Origin of the sequence: Gordonia hongkongensis, from assembly GCF_023078355.1 — a bacterium.
Lineage (GTDB): Bacteria > Actinomycetota > Actinomycetes > Mycobacteriales > Mycobacteriaceae > Gordonia > Gordonia hongkongensis.
In genome coordinates this window covers 4,780,126-4,799,598 of sequence record NZ_CP095552.1, presented here as the reverse complement: position 1 = coordinate 4,799,598, position 19,473 = coordinate 4,780,126, and the positions used below count along the sequence as shown (strand labels likewise).

The window sequence follows — 19,473 nt, the reverse complement described above, 5'->3', positions numbered from 1 at the left end:
TGTCGAACTCAGGCTTCGCGATAGCGTTCCGAGGTGTCCACGGTGGTGAAGTCGATCTGTGCGGCAGCATTGTTCACCGCGGTCACGAGCGCGGTCCCGAACATGCCGTCGGCGTCGTAGAGTCCGGCGTTGCTGACCGAGACGCCGTCGTCCTCGATGTGGACATCGGCCTCGACCCCGACCCGCTCACCCGACGGCAGACGGCTCAGGGCGACGGTCAGATCGCAGTTGATGAATCCGATGCCGGTGGTGCCCCAGTTCGACACCAGGCTCGCGGATTCGGCGCTGACGACCGCCCGCTGGAACGGGGTGAGCTTCTCGCCCGCCACGATGGGTGCGGCCCGCGACCACATCCGTTTGCGGTGCCCGTTCTGGTGATTGCCCATGTCGCGCTCCCATTCGCCGACGGTGTCGTCCGCGGCATCGGAGGCGAACCGGGGGGACAGGTCGTCGTCGGAGGCGGTCTCGGGTGGGTGGAAGGTGACCGCGTCCGCGGGGCGATGCCACCGCTGCCCGGGCGGGTTGGTCGAGGTGCGCAGGAACACCGTCGTGCCGCGCGCGACGAGCACCTCATCCGCACCTTCGGGGTGTTGGACCACGTCGACGTCGACGACCCGGATTCGTCCGCCCGATCGGACGATTCGGACCCGGGTGGAGGTGACGATGTCGCGCGCGGCCTTGAAGAGGTCGATGGTGCACCGGGCGGGTACGAACTCATCATCACCGAACTCGGTCTCGACCGCCCGCGCGGCGAGGCCGCACACCGCCGGTCCGTTCAGGGTGCCGGGCGCCCACAGGCTGGCGGCGAAGGGTGTCGGCCGGTATCGGAGACCGGCGTCGGGCCGGCCGGTGTCGGAGATCGGCTCGAAGAACGCGATGTTGGTCATCGTTACTTGTTACCCCGCTGTTCATCTGCGTCGGCGATGCGGTCGGGTTTGTGCCGCTCCTGAGCGAATAGCGCGCCGGATCCTGCTGTGCCGGATAACCTCCCACCATGACTTTCGCCACGGTGTACACCAAGCACTTCCCCGACGAACTGGTCGGTGCCGTCCGCACGGCACTCATCATCACGTCGATCGTCGGCATCGTGATCGGGGTCATCGCGATCCTGTGGCCGGGGCCGACCATCGTCGTCCTCGCCATCCTGTTCGCGATCTCGCTGATCATCGCCGGCATCTTCCGCATCTATCAGGCCTTCGCGGCGTCGTTCCTGAGCACCGGGGTCCGGGTGATGCTCGGCATCGTCGGCGCGATCGTGCTGCTGGCCGGCGTGATCGCGCTGTTCAGTCCCGGCGACGCCGTGTGGTTGCTCGCGGTGTTCATCGGCATCGGCTGGATCTTCCAGGGAGTCGCCGACCTGTACGCCGCGATCACCAAGTCCGGGCACGCACCCACCTGGTTCCTGATCCTCTCCGGCATCATCGCGATCATCGCGGGCATCGTGATGATGGTGTTGCCCGCGTTCTCGCTCGAGGTGCTGGCCTGGGTCGGCGGCATCATGCTCGTCGCGCTGTCGATCGCCACGCTGCTCACGCTGCCCAAGAAGGTCGAGCAGCCGGCCACCGGGGAGCCCGCGGTCTGAGCCGGAACACTCGTGAGCGTCACTGCTCTGCTCCCTGAGCTGAGGAGCGAGCTTGCGAGCGTCGCCCTCCGCTCCCTGAGGAGCGAGCTTGCGAGCGTCACGAAGGGTCTTCGCAACTCGTCTCGCCAGGACCCTTCGTGGCTCGTCGCTTGCGCTCCTCGCACCTCAGGGAGCAGGGGTGGGGTTATGCGATCCTCTCGGATCAGCGCGGCCAGGGAGCGATGGGGTTCCCCTGCCAGCGGGTGTGGGCCGGGACCACATCGCCGCGCATGACCAGCGATGCCGGTCCGACGGTCGCCGAGTCGCCGAGTCCGGACGCCGGTAGGGCGACGCAGTGCGGGCCGAGGGTCGCGCCGGCCCCGAGCGTGACGCGGTCGATGGCCATGACCCGATCGTGGAACAGGTGGGTCTGCACGACGCAGCCGCGCTGCACGGTCGCGCCGTCGCCGAGGGTGACGAGGTCGGCCTCGGGCAGCCAGTAGGTCTCGCACCAGACGCCGCGGCCGATCTTGGCGCCGAGCATCCGCAGCCACAGGTTGAGGATCGGCGTGCCGGTCGCGGCGTTGGCGAACCACGGAGCCGCCACTGTCTCGACGAAGGCGTCGGACAGCTCGTTCCGCCACACGAACGAACTCCACAGCGGATGTTCGCTCACCGTGATGCGGCCGACGACCAGCCATTTCGCCGCCGCTGCGGTGACGCAGGCGATCGCGCCGACGACCAGCAGGAGCAGACCGCTCACCGCTGCCGCGACCCCGTAGTGCTCATGGACGGCCACATACTGCAGCGCGAGCAGCAGTCCGACGCCGAGTCCGAACGACACCATGACGGGCACCAGGCGCAGTGTCTCGATGAGTGCTCGGGCGACCTTGAGCGTCGCCGGCGGGTCGAAGGTGCGTGAGGTGTCGATCTCGGCGGCGGTGCGGCGCAGGCGGACCGGTGGGCTGCCCAGCCAACTCGAGCCCGACTTGGCCCGGTCGGGCCGACAGCACGGCCACCAGACCGTTCTTGGGGACCTTGCGCCCGGGGCCGGTCATGCCGGAGTTGCCGAGGAAGGAGCGCTTGCCGATCTTCGCCTCGTCGATGTGCAGCCAGCCGCCACCGAGTTCGTACGACGCGACCATCGTGTCGTCGGCGAGGAAGGCGCCGTCGCCGATCGTGGTGAACTTGGGGAGCACGAGCGCGGTCGAGATCTCGGTTCCCTCACCGACCTTCGCGCCGAGGATGCGGAACCACGTCGGGGTCAGCAGGCTGGCATACAGCGGGAACAGATAGGTGCGGGCCGCGTCGAGAAGGCGTTCGGTGATCCAGACCTGCCAGCCGACGCGGGACCGGACCGGGTGATACCCGGTGTGGAGCCCGATCGAGGCGAGCCGGACCAGGACCGCGGTGATCGCCGCGAACACGAACAGGCTCGTGACGGTGGCCACGGGTAACAGGATCAGCGCCCGGATCCCGACGTCGCGCAACCGGTCCGCGGTCAGCGCCCAGGCGCCGATGACGGCCAGGCCGGAGGCGAGCGAGAGCAGGGGGATGGCGGCGAGCCCCAACGACGACAGTCCGTAGATCGGTACCCACCACGTCGCCCGCGGGGGCCGGTGGTCGGGCCAGGGATGCTCGGCCTTGCCGATCTTCACCGCGGGCGACCCGGCCCAGTGCTGCCGGGCCTTGACCCGGCCGAACACCGCCGAACCCGGGGCGACGACCGCGTCACGTCCGACGACCGCACCAGGGGTGAGCGTCGACCGGGCACCGATCGACGCGCCGCGTTTGATGGCGATCTCGCCGATGTGGACGTCGTCGCCGTCGATCCACCATCCGGAGATGTCGACCTCGGGTTCGACGGACGCGCCGTCCCCGACCGTGAGCAGTCCGGTCACCGGCGGGATGGTGTGCAGGTCGACGCCGCGCCCGATCGACGCCCCGAGAGCCCGCGCGAGGTAGATCATCCACGGCGCACCGGACAGGTTGGCGGCACCGCTGGCGTCGAGGAGTCGCTCGGCCACCCAGAGCCGGACGTGGACGCTCCCGCCCCGCGGATGAACGCCCGGAGCGACCCCGGCGAGGAGCACCCGCGCACCGAGCGCCGCGATGCACATGCGGCCGGGCGGGGTGATGAAGATCAGGAACGCCGCGAGCAGGACCCACCAGTTGATCTCGACCAGCCACTCGACCGTGCGATCCATCCGGTCGGCGACGAGCAGCGCCACGTTGTTCGCCACGCCGAGCCATGTGGCCCACTGCAATCCGGTGAGCGTCGTCAGCGGGATGGTCAGCAGGAGCTGCGCCAGCCCGGCCGAGCGCGGGGTCGGTTCGACGAGGCGTTCATCGATGCTCGTCGTCGGGCGGCGGGCGTCGAGCATCTCGGCCATGGAGCCCAGTCGCGGACGGTCGTAGAGATCGGCCACCGAGATGTCGGGGTAGCGTTCCCGCACCGCGGTGACGAGCTGGGCCGCGGCCAGTGATCCACCGCCCTCGGCGAAGAAGTCGACGTCCGGGCTGGAGACGGCCATGCCGAGGACGTCGGTCCACAGCTGTGCCAGCCACAGTTCGGTCTCGCTGAGTTCAACGTCGTCATCGACTGGTCTGTCGCTGCCCGGCAGGGGCCAGGGCAGCGCATCACGATCAACCTTCCCCGAAGTGCGCGTGGGCAATTCGTCGACGAGGGCGAGGGTGGGGACCATCGCGGCGGGCAGCTGTCGTCGTAGTTCGGCGTGCGCCTCGGCGACGTCGAAGCCGGGATCGGCCGACACGAGATAGCCGACGAGCAGACTGTTGCCAGCCGCGGACTTGCGGACCGCGGCCGCGGCTCCGCTCACGCCGGGCAGGTTCTGCAGAGCGTTGTCGATCTCGCCGAGTTCGATGCGCCGTCCGCCGACCTTCACCTGGTCGTCGGCGCGGCCCATGAACAACAGGCCGGCGGTGTCCAGGCGCACGAGATCGCCGCTGCGATAGGCGCGTTCCCAGCCGAGCGTGGGCATCGGTGCGTACTTCTCCGCGTCCTTCGCGGGATCGAGGTAGCGTGCCAGGCCGACGCCGCCGATAACCAGTTCGCCGACCTCGCCTTCGGCCACCGGCTGGCCCTGGGCGTCGACGACCGCGAGATCCCAACCGCGCAGCGGCAATCCGATACGGACCGGGCCGTCACCTCCCAGCGGGGCGGCGCACGCCACGACCGTCGCCTCGGTGGGGCCGTAGGTGTTCCACACCTCGCGGCCGGTGACGGCGAGCCGGTCGGCGAGCTCGGGCGGGCAGGCCTCGCCGCCGAAGATCAACAGCCGCACGGCTTCCAGCGCCTCCGGCGGCCACAGGGATGCCAGCGTGGGAACCGTCGACACGATCGTGATGTCGCGCGCCACCAACCACGGCCCGAGGTCCATCCCGCTGCGGACCAGCGAGCGCGGTGCGGGCACCAGGCACGCGCCGTTGCGCCACGCCAGCCACATCTCCTCGCACGAGGCGTCGAACGCGACCGACAGTCCGGCCAGGACACGGTCGTGCGGGCCGATCGGGGCGTCCGGCAGGAACATGGCCGCCTCGGCGTCGACGAACGCCGCCGCGTTGCGGTGGGTGACCGCGACGCCCTTCGGCTTGCCGGTGGAACCGGAGGTGAAGATGATCCACGCGTCGTCGTCGGGTGTGGGGCGGGCAGGGGGTTGCGCAGGCGTCGACGCCGGTTTCGTCGAACGGGGTCCGTCGGCGTCGACGATGGCGTCGACCTCGGCCTCGCCGAAGACGAGCTCGGCGCGTTCGTCCGGGTCGTCGGCGTCGACCGGCACATACGCGGCGCCGGCATAGAGGGTCGCCAGGATCGCGACGTACAGGTCCCGCGACCCCGACGGCATCCGGATGCCGACCCGGCTTCCCCGCCCGACGCCGACCTCGCCGAGACGTGCGACCGTGCGGCGGACCACGGCCAGCAACTGGCCGTAGGTGAGGGTCATCTCGCCGTCGTCGATGGCCGCGGCATCCGGGTGTGCACGCGCGGTGGCGGTGAGCACGTCGCAGAGGGTGCGCGGCGGGTCTGCCTGTGCAGACAGGAGGAATCGAGGTGGAATGGGCACCTAAACGGCACCTGCCGGGCGCATCCGCGATCTGGTCACGAGTCCGAGAATATAGCCGACGAAGGTGACCGAACGACCTCGACACCATGAACGGCGACCCCGACGAACGGACTGAAACGGACGCTCCCGGGGTGTACGTTCGGGCACAGGAGGAATCTGATGCCCATCGTTCATCACCGTCGGCCGAGCCTGCGGTCGTTCCCCATCTGGTTCGGTGCGCGTGCGCTGCTGAAACCGACCCTGGCGCTGTGGCCGGTCAACAAGCAGGGGCTGGCGGGGCTGTTCCTCATCGACCGCATCTTTGCCGTTGGACCCAAACCCCGCGGCGTGGTCCGTGAGCAGCTGGTCCTCGCCGGGCGACCCGCCGAGCTGATCATGCCGGTCGGACCGTCCCGCCGGGACGGCGACACCGCGATGCTCTACCTGCACGGCGGGGCCTTCGTGGTCTGCGGGCTCGGCACCCACCGATCGATCGCCGCGCGGATGGCGCGGGCGTGTGAGGTGCCGGTGTTCTCACTCGAGTACCGGCAGCTGCCGAAGGCCGGTGTCGGGACGTCCGTCGTGGACGCGGTCGACGCCTACGCGGAGCTGATCAACGAGCGTGGCTTCCGGCGGGTGATCGTCGCCGGTGACTCGGCCGGCGGTTTCTTGGCCGCGAAGGTGGTCGAGGCCGCCGCAGCCCGCGGCCTGCCCACACCCACGGCGCTGATCGGGTTCTCGCCGCTCCTCGACATGGACCTGGGGGTCCACCCGGACCGTTCGAGTCGATCCGACGCCTATCTGCCCAAGTCGAAGATGGCCCGGCTGGCGCCCCAGTTCGACCAGGGGCCCGTCCAGCTGACCGGTGTGCGCCGCATCGCCGACGCCGATCTCACCTCGTTCCCGCCGACCGTGCTGGTCGCGGCCGAAGGTGAGATGCTCGAGCCCGACGTCATCGACCTCGTCGAGTCGCTCGACGCTGCGGGCGTCACGGCCGTGGCGCACCTCTACGCATGGCAGGTGCACGCCTTCCCGGTGTTGAGCGCCCGCCACCCGGAGACCCTGGACGCGGTCGAGGTGACCGCGGCCTTCGCCGCCGAAGCGATCCGAGAGGGCAAGAGCACTGACGAGCGAACGGGCAAACGGGCCGGCTGACGGGGTGAGTGCCCCGAACCCGGCGACTCCGGATGCGGTGAACCCGGGGCAGTCGTACGCCGACGAGCTGGAGACCAGACCGCCAGGCGCAGTGGACGCCCGATTCACCCTCGCCGCCGAACGAACGCTGCTCGCCTGGGTCCGGACCGCACTCGGCTTCATGGCGGCCGGTATCGCGGTGGTCTACCTCGCTCCCGACGAGACGACGCCGATGGTCGACATCACGCTCGGCGTCGTGATGGTCGGACTCGGTGCCTCGCTGGCGGTTCTCGGGGCCTGGCGGTGGCGACGGACCACGCGAGCGCTGACCTCCGGTGGCGAGATGCCGGGGCCGACGCAGGTCATGCTTGTGGTCGCTGCGATAGTGGTGGTGGCCGTCCTCGTCGCGGTTGCCATGGTGATCCAGTCCTGACCTGCGCTCCACAACGGCACGCTGCCCATGTCGGCGGCCGCGACCATCAGCTGTCCACCACTGCAGGAGATCATCGTGACCACCGGCCCCGACTTCTCGCGGAGCGCGCAGACGTTCTCGATGACGCTGACCATCGTCGGCGCGACCATCCTCATCTTCTGCATCGGCTGGCTGACGGTCGGCTGGTGGCAGGACGGCCGGTGGTTCTGGGTGGTCGTCGGGATCGCCGTGGTCGTCGTGAACGTCGTGCTGATCGCCATGCAGCTCCGCCGCCGCCTCGGTGAACGGGTCAAGGACACCGACGATCGCCCCCGGCGCCGCGGCCTGATCGACAACTTCGACGACCTCGACGACTGAGCTCACCCCTGCTCCCTGATCCGAGAGAACGACATATCCATTGCTCCCTGAGGTGCGAGGAGCGCAAGCGACGCCCTCCCTATGCTCCCTGAGGTGCGAGGAGCGCTAGCGACGAGCCACGAAGGGCTTGGCGACGCATCTCACCAGGACCCTTCGTGACGGCCTCCGCAAGCTCCGGCCTCCTCAGGGAGCAGTGGTTGGGCTCGCTTCGCTCGCAACTCAGGGAGCAGTGGTTGGGCTCGCTTCGCTCGCACCTCAGGTAGCAGGAAACCAGGCCGCGTCTGCCACCGCTCCCTGAGGAGCGGCCGGAGCTTGCGGAGCCCGCGTCACGAAGGGTCACGCCGTCAGCGAATCCGAGTCCTCGGCGAACTGCGTCCGGTAGAGCTCGGCGTAGCGTCCGTTGCGCGCCAGGAGCGTCGGATGATCACCGCGTTCGACGACACGCCCGGCTTCGAGTACGACGATCTCGTCGGCGGCCCGGATCGTCGAGAGCCGGTGCGCGATGACGATCGAGGTCCGTCCCTCGAGGGCCTCGCCGAGCGCCGCCTGGACCGCCGCCTCCGACGTCGAATCGAGATGCGCGGTCGCCTCGTCGAGGATGACCACCGACGGTTGTGCGAGCAGCAGACGGGCGATCGTCATGCGTTGGCGCTCACCGCCGGACAGCCGGTACCCGCGTTCGCCGACGACGGTGTCCAGTCCGTCGGGCAGTGAGCCGACCAGCTCGTCGAGCCGAGCCCGTCGCAGTGCGTCCCAGATCTCGTCATCAGACGTGTTCGGCTGGGCGAGCACGAGATTCGCCCGGATGGTGTCGTGGAAGAGGTGGCCGTCCTGGGTGACGAGACCGACGGTTCGATGGACCGATGCGGTCTGCAGTTTCCGGATGTCGACTCCGGCCAGCTGGATCGAGCCCTCGTCGACGTCGTAGAGGCGGGTCGCGAGACTCGCGATGGTCGACTTGCCGGCACCGGAACTGCCCACGAGAGCCACCATGCTGCCGGCCGGGACATCGAGGTCGACACGGTGCAGGACCGTCGTGCCGGCCCGATTGTCGAGTTGGGCAACCTCTTCCAGCGATGCCAGCGACACCTTGTCCGCCGCCGGATAGGCGAAGGACACGTCGTCGAATCGGACGGACACCGGCACGGGCCGCCCGCTCTCGGTGCCGGGCACCGGTACCGCGTCGGGTGCGTCGGCGATGAGGGGTTGTAGGTCCAGGACCTCGAAGACGCGCTCGAAACTGACGAGGGCGCTCATGATCTCGACGCGTGCGTTCGCCAGGGCCGTGAGCGGTGCGTACATCCGGGTGAGCAACAGGGCCAGGGAGACGACCGCGCCCGCGGACAGATGATCCTGTACCGCAAGCCATCCGCCGAGCCCGTAGACCAGGGCGAGGGCCAGCGCCGACACCAGCATCAGCGTCGTCATGAAGTACGCCTGCAACATCGACCGTCGTACGCCGATGTCGCGCACCCGGTCGGCGCGGTCGGCGAACTCGCGCGACTCGAGATCGGGACGCCCGAACAGTTTCACCAGCGTGGCGCCGGGGGCGGAGAAGCGCTCGGTCATCTGTGTCGACATGCGGGCGTTGTGTTCGGCGGCCTCGCGGGAGAGTGCGGCCATGCGCCGGCCCATCCGTCGCGCCGGTATCACGAAGACCGGCAGCAGGATCAGCGCCAGCAACGTGATCTGCCAGCTGATCGCGATCATGACGCCCAGCGTCAGGGTGAGGGTGACGATGTTCGAGACGACGCCGGACAAGGTGTCGCTGAATGCCCGCTGGGCGCCGATGACGTCGTTGTTGAGCCGGCTTACCAGGGCCCCGGTGCGGGTGCGGGTGAAGAACGCGATCGGCATCCGCTGCACGTGGTCGAAGACAGCTCGCCGTAGGTCGAGGATGAGACCCTCCCCGATGTTCGCCGACAGCCACCGGACCCCGATTCCCGCGGCGGCCTCGGCGACGGCGATCAGCGCGATGGCGACCGCGAGTCCGACGATCATCATCTCCGAGCCGCTCTCGGTGATGACGTTGACGACGCGACCCGCCAACAGCGGGGTCACGACGGTCAGCACCGCGGTGAAGACCGACAGCAGGAGGAACCATCCGATCCGGCGTCGGTGCGGTCGGGCGAACCCACCGATACGGCGAAGTGTCACCCGGCGGTCGCCCCGTAATCGCTTGCTGCTGGGCTGGGTGGAGGACTTGTACATCATGTCCCAGGCCACGGACTGCATACTCATGCCGTCCACGGTAGAACTTAAACCCAACTTGAGGTCCAGCTTGTTCGCTGCCAGAGGAATCCCGAGTGCGAACATGCTGGGTCGCCCCGGCCGGCTGAGGTCCCGTCCGGCTCCCGACGTCGGCGTCTGTCCGCATGCTCTACGTTGGTATGCGAGGTCACACGACGATGGGGCCGACTCCGCAGACCGGCCCGCGCCGGCGGGTGAGGGCCGGTGGCAAAGGAGCGATGGACATGGCAGAACTCAAGCTCGGTTTCAAGGCATCGGCGGAGCAGTTCGATCCGCGCGAGCTGGTGGAGATCGCGGTCGCGGCCGAAGAGCACGGCATGGATTCGGTTGCGGTGAGCGATCACTTCCAGCCCTGGCGGCACAACGGCGGCCACGCCCCGTTCTCGCTGGCCTGGATGGCGGCGGTCGGCGAGCGCACCAAGCGCGTGCAGATCGGCACCTCGGTCATGACCCCGACCTTCCGCTACAACCCCGCGGTCATCGCGCAGGCCTTCGCCACGATGGGCTGCCTCTACCCCGGACGCATCATGCTCGGTGTCGGCACCGGCGAGGCGCTCAACGAGTGCGCGACCGGGTTCCAGGGAGAGTGGCCGGAGTTCAAGGAACGTTTCGCGCGCCTGCGCGAGTCGATCAAACTCATGCGCGAACTGTGGACCGGCGAAGAGGTCAACTTCGACGGCGAGTACTACCACACGCAGGGCGCCTACATGTATGACATTCCCGAGCAACCGATCCCGGTTTACGTCGCCGCCGGCGGGCCGGTGGTCGCACGCTATGCCGGGCGTGCCGGCGACGGTTTCATCTGTACCTCGGGCAAGGGGCCCGAGCTCTACACCGAGAAGCTGCTGCCCGCGGTCGCCGAGGGTGCGGCAAAGGCCGAGCGCGATGTCGACACCATCGACAAGATGATCGAGATCAAGATCTCCTACGATCCCGATCCCGAACTGGCGCTGGAGAACACCCGGTTCTGGGCCCCGCTGTCGCTGACCCCGGAGCAGAAGCACAGCGTCAACAGCTCGACCGAGATGGAGCGGCTGGCCGACGAGCTCCCGATCGAGCAGGTCGCCAAGCGGTGGATCGTCTCCTCCGACCCCGACGAGGCCGTCGAGAAGGTCAAGTTCTACACCGACGCCGGACTCAACCACCTCGTCTTCCACGCCCCCGGCCACGACCAGCAGCGGTTCCTGGAGAACTTCGAACGCGACCTCGCCCCGCGCCTGCGCAAGCTCGGCTGATCACGAAAACCCCTGCGCGACAGCGGCGTCGAGCATCTCGAGCACCCGTTGGACGGGCGGCAGGTCGAGTCCGCTCTGTCGTACCCGGACCCGCACCTCGCGTGCGGGCGTCGGGTCGACGATGGGAACTGCCGTGACGCCGGGCGGCAGGTCGACGAGCGCGAGCCGGGGGACGACGGTGAGTCCGACCCCGGCCGCGACGAACCGTATCGCGGTCGGGTAGTCCTGGGTCTCGACGCTGAAGTCGGGTACGAAACCGACCGACGTACATGCGTCGAGCACTGCCTGCCGGCAGGGTCCCCGCGCCACGTCGTTGTCGACCCACGGCACCTGGGACAGTTCGCGCAGGGTCACCGACTCCAGCGCCGCCCATGCTGAATCCACGGGTACGACAGCGGAATACGGGTCGGTGGTCAGCCGGCGTCCGACGAACCCGGCCACGTCCGCGGACGGGCGTTGACTGTCCTCGACATAGATCTCGATGTCGGGTGCCGCCGACGACGGGCCCATCAGCTCGATGAGGCGGAGATCCAGTCGCAATCCGGGGAACTCGCGCGAGATGGTGGCGACGATCGGCGGGATCCAGGTGGCGCCCGCCGAGGCGAAGTAGTTGATGCGCAGCTGACCGAGCCGGCCGTCGCGCAGCTCCGAGATCAGACCGTCGATACGGGCGATCTGCTCGAAGACGGTGTCGGACTCGCGGGCCAGGATGGTGCCGGCCTCGGTGGGCACGATGCCGCGACCGTCTCGCTCCACCAGCGACAACCCGGTCTCGCGCTGCAGGGTGGCGATGTGCTGGCTGACCGCTGACGGCGTGTATCCGAGCGAGGCCGCGGCTCCGCCGATGGACTGCTCGCCGATGACCGAGCGCAGAACCCGGAGGCGGTGGATGTCGACCATGGAGCGACGATACCGCGGCGACTGTGCAGCGGCGCTGAAATGTTCGGAACAAGTATTCACTTGTCCTGAAGTGCCGGATGAGTGAATCTGGAACACATGTCCTCGCGCCCGACACCGGCATCGGCTGGGTCCGCCACCGCATCCCTGCCGGCTCTGGCCGCCGTCGTCACCGTCGTGCTGTGGGCGTCGGCGTTCATCGGCATCCGCGCGCTCGGTGACACGTTCTCGCCGGGTTCCATGGCGTTCCTGCGGTTGCTGGCGGCGGTGATCCCGCTGACGCTCATCGTGGTGGTGGTACGTCTGCGCCCACGGACAACCGGGGCGCCGGCCCGTCCGCTGCTACCGCGCGGCCGTGCGCTCGCACTGGTGACGGCGTACGGGGTCGCCTGGTTCGCGGGTTACACCGTCCTGCTGAACTGGGCCGAGCGTCACCTCGACGCCGGGACCGCGGCGCTGCTGGTGAACCTGGCGCCGATCCTCGTGGCCGTCGCCGCGGGACTGTTTCTCGGAGAGGGGTTTCCGCGTCATCTCGTGATCGGTATGACGATCGCCTTCGCTGGTGTGGTGCTGATCGCCGTCGGCGGGTCCGCCACCGCGGACGCGCACGCCGACTGGCTCGGCATCGTGCTCGGGGTCGGCGCGGCGGTTCTGTACGCGACCGGGGTGCTGATCCAGAAATCGGCCCTACGCAGCGTCGACGCGCTGACCGCGACCTGGCTCGGTGCGGTCGCCGGTCTCGTGGCCACCGCGCCCTTCGCCCCCGTGGCCGTCACCGAACTGTCCGGCGCCGAGTCGGGGGCGATCTGGGCGGTGATCTACCTCGGGGTCGGGCCGACCGCGATCGCGTTCTCCACGTGGGCCTATGCGCTGGCCCGCACTGATGCGAGTGCGATGGCGGCCACCACCCTCGTGGTCCCCGCAATCGTCATCGTCCTGTCGTGGGCGCTGCTCGACGAGTTGCCCACCGGTGTCGGCATCGTCGGCGGACTCCTCTGTCTCGGCGGGGTCGCCATCGCCCGGCGGTTGCTGCGGATGAGGCCGCGTACGGGCCGGTCGGCGCGTAGCCTGGACGTGTCGTCGCCGACGATGACGCCCTCCGATATACGACGCGTTTCCGGCACGACCGCAACCGAGGAGACATCGCCATGCGCAAGTTCGTCGCCGGCCTCGCCATCGGCGGATCGCTGACTTTCGCCACGGCGACAACGCTTCTGGCTGTCGACTCGGAGTCGCCCGCGGCGTCGCCCAGTGTGAACTGCGGACCGCTCGCCGGTTCCGGACCGATCCCCGGGTGTTCGTACCGCGTCGACGGGACCCGGTTGCAGATCAGTCTCTACAACAATGCGACGCGCAATCCGGCGGTGGAATGCACCCTCACACCCAGCGGCGCGGTCCATCCCACGGCCGCCACCACGATGGGGCCGGGGTCGCGTGGGGCCCTCACGGCGTCGGTGTACCCGAATGTGCCGAGGACCTTCGTCGTCCATTGCCTCGGCGGCGGTGCGGGCGCCGACCGCGTGGACCGGCAGACCACGATCACCGCGCGCGCCGAGACGCCGGAGCCGGCGCGTACGACGCCTTCGGTCCGCCGTACGTCACCGGCGCCTGTCCCGTCGGCGCCTTCGACGTCATCCGAGCCGGAGGGCCCCGCCGAGATCACCACGACACCTCCGACCACCGAGGACGCCGCACCGGAGCGCGCCGTGACCACGACGACCACCACGACGGTTCCCGCCGCATCCTGATTCGCTACGGTTTTCGCATGGATCGTGACCGCATGGTGGATGTCGGAGTCGGGCTGGTGTCCCGGTTCGGGGCCAAGACGCTGAGTCTGACGTCGGTGGCCCGGCACGCCGGGGTGGCGCGGGCGACCGCCTACCGGATGTTCGGCGGCCGCGAAGCGCTGGTCACGGCCATCGTGGAACGCGAGGTGTCGCTGCTGCGGGTCAAGTTGATCGAATGGTCGGCGACCGCGCCCGACGCCCCGGGCAAGATCCACGCGCAGGTGGTGAACGTGCTGCCCTACATCCGCAACCACGACGCGTTGCAGTACGTGCTGCGCAAGGAGCCGGAGGAAGTGGTCCGCGCGCTCGTCGCCACCAACGATTCGGCCGGGCCCACGCTCATCCATCAGATCGTGTCGGAGGCCCTGCCCGATCTGGAACCCGAGATCGGGGACCAGCTGTTCCCCACCCCGCGGGGGGCCGCGGAGTTCCTCGTGCGCACCATCTACTCCCTCATGCTCATCCCCGACAGCTTCCTGAGTGACGAGCAGATCGCCGAACTGGTCGTGCGGGCGATCGTCCGAGACGACACCGAGAGCGGTGGCGCGCCGACGGGCGGCAACCGGCCGGGCCCGGTCCGATGACCGGCGAGCACGGATCCGACGAAACCGCGATCCCCGTCGTGGGGATGCTTCGGCCGCGCTGGGGAGACCCGGCGCGCACGGCCGAACTGCCCGGCGCCGCGGCTGCGCTGGCCGGGGACCGGAAAACCGACGCCGGCGTCGATCCGGACACCATCTCGCCGGCTCGGTTGGCGGTCGATGCTGCTGTCCGCGAAGAGATCTCGGCTGTCGTCGGCACCGACCACGTCTCCGACGCGGACGCGACACGGGTACAGCACACGCGCGGGTACTCCACCCCGGACACCCTGCGGTTGCGCGCGGGTGACGCCGACGACGCGCCCGACCTCGTCGTGTACCCGGGCGACCACGAGGAAGTGGTCGCGATCCTGCGGGTGTGTTCGAAGCGACGGATCGCGGTGGTGCCGTTCACCGGCGGGACATCCGTGGTGGGTGGGTTGACACCCGACCGCGCCGGATTCGACGGCGTGATCAGTCTCGACCTGCGCCGCCTCGACCGCGTGGTGGAGATCGACGAGATCTCCCGGACGGCGACCCTGCAGGCCGGTCTGCGCGGACCCGCGGCCGAGGCGCTCCTGCGCGAGAAGGGTTGGACCATCGGTCATTTCCCGCAGTCCTATGAGGGCGCCGGGATCGGTGGCTATGCCGCGACTCGCTCGGCCGGCCAGTCGTCGGCCGGATACGGGCGCTTCGACGAGATGGTCGAGGGCCTCGTGTTGGCGACTCCGCGCGGAACCATCGAACTCGGTACCGCGCCGCGGTCGGCGGCCGGACCCGACCTGCGTCAGCTCGTCCTCGGGTCGGAGGGCGTGTTCGGTGTCATCACGAGCGTGCAGATCCGTATCCGCCCGGCCCCGACGACCCGCGTCTTCGACGCCTGGCGGTTCGCCTCGTTCGCCGAGGGCGCGACCGCTCTCCGTCGGCTGGCCCAAGACGGTCCCCTGCCGACGGTGCTCCGGCTGTCCGACGAGGTGGAGACGGCGTTGAATCTCGCTGATCCCGCCGGCGCCGGGAGCGAAGCGAGCGGGCCGGATGACGCCGGCGCCGGGAGCGGTGAGGGCGATGGTGATGGCGATGGCGATGGCGATGGCGGCGGGTGTCTGGTCGTCGCCGGGTACGAGGGTGCGGCCGACGAGGTGGCGCGGCGACGCGATGCGGCATCGTCGGTGTTGATCGACGCCGGTGGCGGGGCGCTGGGGGAGGGTCCCGGAGAGGCCTGGCGGACAGGACGTTTCGCGGGACCGTACCTTCGCGACCCGTTGCTCGATGCCGGGGTGTTGGTCGAGACGCTCGAGACCGTCGCGTTCTGGTCGCGGCTGCACGACGTGCGCGCCGCGGTGACGGCCGCGCTGACGGACTCGCTCACTGCCTCGGGTACGCCGCCGCTGATCATGTGCCACGTGAGTCACGTCTACGCGTCGGGTGCCTCGCTGTACTTCACGGTCGTCGCACCGTTCGCCGACGACCCGCTGGCGCAGTGGGGGGCGGCGAAAGTCGCGGCCAATTCCGCGATCCGGGCGTCCGGTGCCAGCATCACCCATCATCACGCGGTCGGGCGGGATCACCGTGACGCGTACCACGACGAGATCGGGCCCCTGGCCCTGGACGCGTTGCGGTCGGTCAAGGCGTCGCTCGATCCCGACGGTGTGTGCAATCCGGGTATTCTCCTCTGACGCCCGACTCCGGGACCGGGGTTGCCCGGTCCGTCCGCCACTATGCTGGGGCGCATGGCCACGGATAGAGTCCAGACCGCCGACGCCGACGGACCCGCGAGCGCGGATCAGATCGTCGCCGACCCCACGACCAGCATCTACATCGCCTCGGCCGAAGGCGAGACCGGTAAGTCCATCGTCGCGCTGGGGTTGCTGGCCCTGCTGTCGGCGACCGGCGGGCGGGTCGGGGTGTTCCGTCCGATCTCGCGGACGGCCGCGGAGGATCGTGATCCGATCCTCGATCTCCTCCTCGACTACGAATCCGCCGACCTCCCGTACGAGGACTGTCTCGGTGTCACCTACGAGGAGGTGCACAACGATCCCGAAGGTGCGGTCGCCGAGATCGTCGCGCGCTTTCACGCCATCCAGTCCCGCTGCGACCGCGTGGTCATCGTCGGTTCGGATTACACCGACGTCGGCACCCCGTCGGAGCTGAGCTACAACGCCCGGATCGCCGCGAATCTGTCGGCGCCGATGGTGTTGGCGATCAAGGCGATCGACCGGTCGCCGGAAGAGATGCACGGTCTGGCCGAGGGGCTGATCGCCGAGGTGACCGCTGCCCATGCCACCCCCGTCGCCCTGGTTGCCAACCGGTGCGACCCCGACCGCCTCGACGAGATCCGGGACCAGTTGCGCAGCACCGGGATTCCGGCGCTGTGCCTACCCGAGGAGCCGGTGCTCTTCGCCCCCACGATGGGGGAGCTCAAGGAGGCGCTCGGCGCGACGATGTACAGCGGTGACGAGGAATTGCTCGACCGCGAGGCGCTCCGGGTGATGGTCGGTGGCATGACCGTCGAGCACATCCTGGAGCGGCTCACCGACGGCACCGTGGTCATCACGCCCGCCGACCGGTCGGATGTTCTCCTGGCACTCGTGAACGCCAACACCGCACAGGGTTTCCCGCGTCTCGCCGGCATCATCCTCAACGGCGGACTCAAACCGCACCCGATGATCGAGGCGCTGGTGAGCGGGTTGAAGCCGACCCTGCCGATCATCAGCTGCCCGCAGGGCACCTACGACACCGCGCGTACCGCCGCTCACACGCGCGGCAAGGTGGGGGTGGGCTCGGTACACAAGATCGAGGCCGCACTGGCGATGATGGAGACCCATGTCGACCCCGAGAAGGTCATGCGCAACCTCAACGTGTCGACGCCGACCGTGGTGACGCCGCAGATGTTCGAGTACCGCCTGATCTCCCGTGCGCGCGCCGACCGAAAGCACATCGTGTTACCGGAGGGCGACGATGACCGGATCCTGCGGGCCGCCAACAGGCTTGCGCGGCGCAGCGTTGCCGACCTCACTCTGCTCGGTGATCCCGAAGCGGTGCGCGAGCGTTCCATCGAACTCGGACTCGACCTCTCCGACGTCACGGTCATCGACCCGGCCGAGTCGGAGTATCTCGACGAGTTCGCCCGGATCTACACCGAGCTGCGCAAGCACAAGGGTATGGATCTGGAACGGGCACAGGAGAAGATGCGGGACGTGTCGTATTTCGGCACGATGATGGTGCACACCGGGCGCGCCGACGGGATGGTGTCGGGGGCGTCGCACACCACGGCCCACACGATCCGGCCGGCCTTCGAGATCATCAAGACCAAACCGGGTGTGTCCACCGTGTCGAGCGTGTTCTTCATGTGCCTGGCCGACAAGGTGCTCGCGTACGGAGACTGCGCCATCGTCCCGGATCCGTCCGACGAACAGCTCGCCGACATCGCCATCTCCTCGGCGCAGACGTCCGCGGCCTTCGGTATCGATCCCCGGGTCGCGATGCTGTCGTACTCCACCGGCACATCCGGATCGGGTGCCGACGTCGAGAAGGTCAAGACCGCAACCGAACTCGTACGCGAGCGGCAACCCGATCTGCTGGTCGAGGGGCCGATCCAGTACGACGCCGCGGTGGAACCCTCGGTGGCGAAGACCAAGATGCCCGACTCGCCGGTGGCCGGCCGTGCGACCGTGCTGATCTTTCCCGACCTCAATACGGGCAACAACACGTACAAGGCGGTGCAGCGCAGCGCGGGCGCGGTCGCGATCGGTCCGGTGCTGCAGGGCTTGAACAAGCCGATCAACGACCTGAGCCGCGGCGCCCTCGTCTCGGACATCGTGAACACGGTCGCCATCACCGCGATCCAGGCCCAGCAGGAGGGCGTGGACCCACTCGCCGAGAACGCCGCCTCCGCCGAGGCCGAGGGTCCCCGATGAGCGGGGCGTCGGGTGCGGTGCTGGTGCTCAACGCCGGCTCGTCGTCGCTGAAATACCAACTGGTGCAACCGGCGGACGGCACGGTGATCGCGGAGGGCATCGCGGAGCGGATCGGCGACTCCGGTTCGTCGATGACACACGAACAGAATGGTGAGACGGTCACCGAGACATTGGAACTCGACGATCACCTCGCCGCGGTCCGACGCGCGGAGCGCTTCTTCGCCGGCAACGGAACCGATCTGGCCGACGCGGGACTGAGCGCGGTCGGACATCGGGTGGTGCACGGTGGCCGGTCGTTCTACGAGCCGACGGTGGTGACCCCCGAGGTGATCTCGGAGATCGAGCGGATCTCCCCGCTGGCGCCGCTGCACAATCCGGCCAACCTGGTCGGCATCCTGGCGGCCCGGGAGTTGCTCCCCGACGTCCCCTCGGTGGCCGTGTTCGACACCGCGTTCTTCCACGGGCTCCCTGATGCGTCGGCGACATACGCGATCGACCGCGCGGTCGCCGACGAACATGCCATCCGCCGCTACGGTTTTCACGGCACCAGCCACGAATACGTCTCCGGTCGGGTGGCCGAGTTCCTCGACCGCGACCCGGCGTCGCTGAACCAGATCGTGCTGCACCTGGGCAACGGCGCGTCGGCGTCGGCCATCGCGGGCGGGCAGCCGATCGACACGTCGATGGGGATGACCCCGCTCGAGGGGCTGGTGATGGGGACCCGCAGCGGTGACCTCGACCCCGGACTGGTCCTGCATCTGAACCGGGTGGCGAACCTGTCCGTCGACGAGATCGACACGCTGCTCAACAAGCGTTCGGGACTTCGAGGTCTGTGCGGCGAGAACGACTTCCGCGCCATCACCGAGCTGATGGACAACGGTGACGACGCCGCCCGACGCGCCTTCGACGTCTACATCCACCGCCTGCGCCGTTATATCGGTGCCTACGCCTTCGCCCTCGGACGTGTCGATGCCATCACCTTCACGGCCGGTGTGGGGGAGAACTCCGCGGTCGTCCGCGCCCGTGCGCTGGCGGGGTTGGAAGGGTTCGGGATTGTCGTCGATGACGAGCGAAACGCGGTGCGTGGCAAGGAGGCCCGACGCATCTCGGCGGATGACAGTGCGGTAGAGGTCCTTGTGGTTCCGACCAATGAGGAGCTGGCCATCGCGCGGCAGTCGGCGGCGGTGGTGGCGGACTGATCCTCGGCCGCAGGTGCGAGAATCGGCTGCCCTACCACGCGCCACCGACAAGATGCTCGCT

Annotated in this window: 14 protein-coding genes and 1 pseudogene; 11 read left to right on the top strand and 4 right to left on the bottom strand. The window is 69.0% G+C overall.

From position 1 onward, the window contains the following. Positions 1 to 8: 8 nt before the first annotated feature. A complete protein-coding gene (locus MVF96_RS21655; RefSeq protein ID WP_068971229.1) occupies positions 9 to 887 on the bottom strand; it encodes an acyl-CoA thioesterase domain-containing protein in 879 nt (292 codons plus the stop codon). 107 nt (positions 888 to 994) lie between these two features. On the opposite strand from MVF96_RS21655, the gene MVF96_RS21650 reads away from it, so the two are divergent. Continuing rightward, a complete protein-coding gene (locus MVF96_RS21650) occupies positions 995 to 1,582 on the top strand; it encodes an HdeD family acid-resistance protein (RefSeq protein WP_068971230.1) in 588 nt (195 codons plus the stop codon). Positions 1,583 to 1,784: 202 nt separating this feature from the next. Here the strand turns inward: MVF96_RS21650 and MVF96_RS21645 are convergent. After that, positions 1,785 to 5,646 (bottom strand): annotated as a pseudogene (locus MVF96_RS21645) (Pls/PosA family non-ribosomal peptide synthetase). Between the two features lie 159 nt (positions 5,647 to 5,805). Between MVF96_RS21645 and MVF96_RS21640 the strand changes: the two are divergent. From MVF96_RS21640 to MVF96_RS21630, 3 genes are all read left to right on the top strand, one after another. Beyond that, on the top strand, positions 5,806 to 6,780 hold the full coding sequence (locus MVF96_RS21640; RefSeq protein ID WP_247450434.1) for an alpha/beta hydrolase: 975 nt from the start codon (positions 5,806 to 5,808) through the stop codon (positions 6,778 to 6,780). Between the two features lie 4 nt (positions 6,781 to 6,784). Beyond that, positions 6,785 to 7,192: a YidH family protein gene (locus tag MVF96_RS21635; RefSeq protein ID WP_068972081.1), complete on the top strand. Its 408-nt coding sequence runs from the start codon at positions 6,785 to 6,787 to the stop codon at positions 7,190 to 7,192. 75 nt (positions 7,193 to 7,267) lie between these two features. Then, positions 7,268 to 7,549 (top strand): hypothetical protein, encoded by a 282-nt coding sequence (locus tag MVF96_RS21630; RefSeq protein ID WP_058252308.1) that lies wholly within the window; start codon positions 7,268 to 7,270, stop codon positions 7,547 to 7,549. 336 nt (positions 7,550 to 7,885) lie between these two features. On the opposite strand, the gene MVF96_RS21625 is transcribed toward MVF96_RS21630, so the two are convergent. Then, complete coding sequence (locus MVF96_RS21625) at positions 7,886 to 9,790, bottom strand: ABC transporter ATP-binding protein (protein ID WP_247450431.1); 1,905 nt, start codon at positions 9,788 to 9,790, stop codon at positions 7,886 to 7,888. A gap of 233 nt (positions 9,791 to 10,023) precedes the next feature. Here MVF96_RS21625 and fgd point away from each other — a divergent pair, with 233 nt between their 5' ends. Continuing rightward, positions 10,024 to 11,034: a glucose-6-phosphate dehydrogenase (coenzyme-F420) gene (gene fgd / locus MVF96_RS21620; protein ID WP_247450429.1), complete on the top strand. Its 1,011-nt coding sequence runs from the start codon at positions 10,024 to 10,026 to the stop codon at positions 11,032 to 11,034. On the opposite strand, the gene MVF96_RS21615 is transcribed toward fgd, so the two are convergent. Further along, a complete protein-coding gene (locus tag MVF96_RS21615) occupies positions 11,035 to 11,934 on the bottom strand; it encodes a LysR family transcriptional regulator (RefSeq protein WP_078113230.1) in 900 nt (299 codons plus the stop codon). Positions 11,935 to 12,030: 96 nt separating this feature from the next. Here MVF96_RS21615 and MVF96_RS21610 point away from each other — a divergent pair, with 96 nt between their 5' ends. From MVF96_RS21610 to MVF96_RS21585, 6 genes are read left to right on the top strand one after another with little or no spacing between them, the layout of a single operon-like run. Next, positions 12,031 to 13,122 carry a DMT family transporter gene (locus MVF96_RS21610; RefSeq protein ID WP_247450427.1) on the top strand — a complete coding sequence of 364 codons (1,092 nt, stop codon included), beginning with the start codon at positions 12,031 to 12,033 and terminating at the stop codon, positions 13,120 to 13,122. Further along, a complete protein-coding gene (locus MVF96_RS21605; RefSeq protein WP_247450425.1) occupies positions 13,080 to 13,679 on the top strand; it encodes a hypothetical protein in 600 nt (199 codons plus the stop codon). Before MVF96_RS21610 ends, MVF96_RS21605 begins: the two co-directional genes overlap by 43 nt. Before the next feature lie 17 nt (positions 13,680 to 13,696). Continuing rightward, complete coding sequence (locus MVF96_RS21600) at positions 13,697 to 14,302, top strand: TetR/AcrR family transcriptional regulator (RefSeq protein ID WP_247450423.1); 606 nt, start codon at positions 13,697 to 13,699, stop codon at positions 14,300 to 14,302. After that, positions 14,299 to 15,972 (top strand): FAD-binding oxidoreductase, encoded by a 1,674-nt coding sequence (locus tag MVF96_RS21595; protein ID WP_247450422.1) that lies wholly within the window; start codon positions 14,299 to 14,301, stop codon positions 15,970 to 15,972. The genes MVF96_RS21600 and MVF96_RS21595 overlap by 4 nt, the downstream gene beginning before the upstream one ends. 42 nt (positions 15,973 to 16,014) lie before the next feature. Beyond that, positions 16,015 to 18,213 carry a phosphate acetyltransferase gene (pta, locus tag MVF96_RS21590; protein ID WP_247450420.1) on the top strand — a complete coding sequence of 733 codons (2,199 nt, stop codon included), beginning with the start codon at positions 16,015 to 16,017 and terminating at the stop codon, positions 18,211 to 18,213. After that, the gene (locus tag MVF96_RS21585; protein WP_247450418.1) at positions 18,210 to 19,412 is read left to right on the top strand and encodes an acetate kinase; all 1,203 of its coding nucleotides are present in this window, start codon (positions 18,210 to 18,212) and stop codon (positions 19,410 to 19,412) included. The genes pta and MVF96_RS21585 overlap by 4 nt, the downstream gene beginning before the upstream one ends. Positions 19,413 to 19,473: the final 61 nt, after the last annotated feature.

What these genes read in the sequence shown, in the direction of transcription:
- MVF96_RS21615 (WP_078113230.1), bottom strand. Translation starts at nt 11,934, where the DNA reads ATGGTCGACATCCACCGCCTCCGGGTTCTGCGCTCGGTCATCGGCGAG.
- fgd (WP_247450429.1), top strand. Translation starts at nt 10,024, where the DNA reads ATGGCAGAACTCAAGCTCGGTTTCAAGGCATCGGCGGAGCAGTTCGAT.
- MVF96_RS21610 (WP_247450427.1), top strand. Translation starts at nt 12,031, where the DNA reads ATGTCCTCGCGCCCGACACCGGCATCGGCTGGGTCCGCCACCGCATCC.
- MVF96_RS21655 (WP_068971229.1), bottom strand. Translation starts at nt 887, where the DNA reads ATGACCAACATCGCGTTCTTCGAGCCGATCTCCGACACCGGCCGGCCC.
- MVF96_RS21600 (WP_247450423.1), top strand. Translation starts at nt 13,697, where the DNA reads ATGGATCGTGACCGCATGGTGGATGTCGGAGTCGGGCTGGTGTCCCGG.
- MVF96_RS21640 (WP_247450434.1), top strand. Translation starts at nt 5,806, where the DNA reads ATGCCCATCGTTCATCACCGTCGGCCGAGCCTGCGGTCGTTCCCCATC.
- MVF96_RS21595 (WP_247450422.1), top strand. Translation starts at nt 14,299, where the DNA reads ATGACCGGCGAGCACGGATCCGACGAAACCGCGATCCCCGTCGTGGGG.
- MVF96_RS21585 (WP_247450418.1), top strand. Translation starts at nt 18,210, where the DNA reads ATGAGCGGGGCGTCGGGTGCGGTGCTGGTGCTCAACGCCGGCTCGTCG.
- MVF96_RS21605 (WP_247450425.1), top strand. Translation starts at nt 13,080, where the DNA reads ATGCGCAAGTTCGTCGCCGGCCTCGCCATCGGCGGATCGCTGACTTTC.
- pta (WP_247450420.1), top strand. Translation starts at nt 16,015, where the DNA reads ATGCTGGGGCGCATGGCCACGGATAGAGTCCAGACCGCCGACGCCGAC.
- MVF96_RS21625 (WP_247450431.1), bottom strand. Translation starts at nt 9,790, where the DNA reads ATGAGTATGCAGTCCGTGGCCTGGGACATGATGTACAAGTCCTCCACC.
- MVF96_RS21650 (WP_068971230.1), top strand. Translation starts at nt 995, where the DNA reads ATGACTTTCGCCACGGTGTACACCAAGCACTTCCCCGACGAACTGGTC.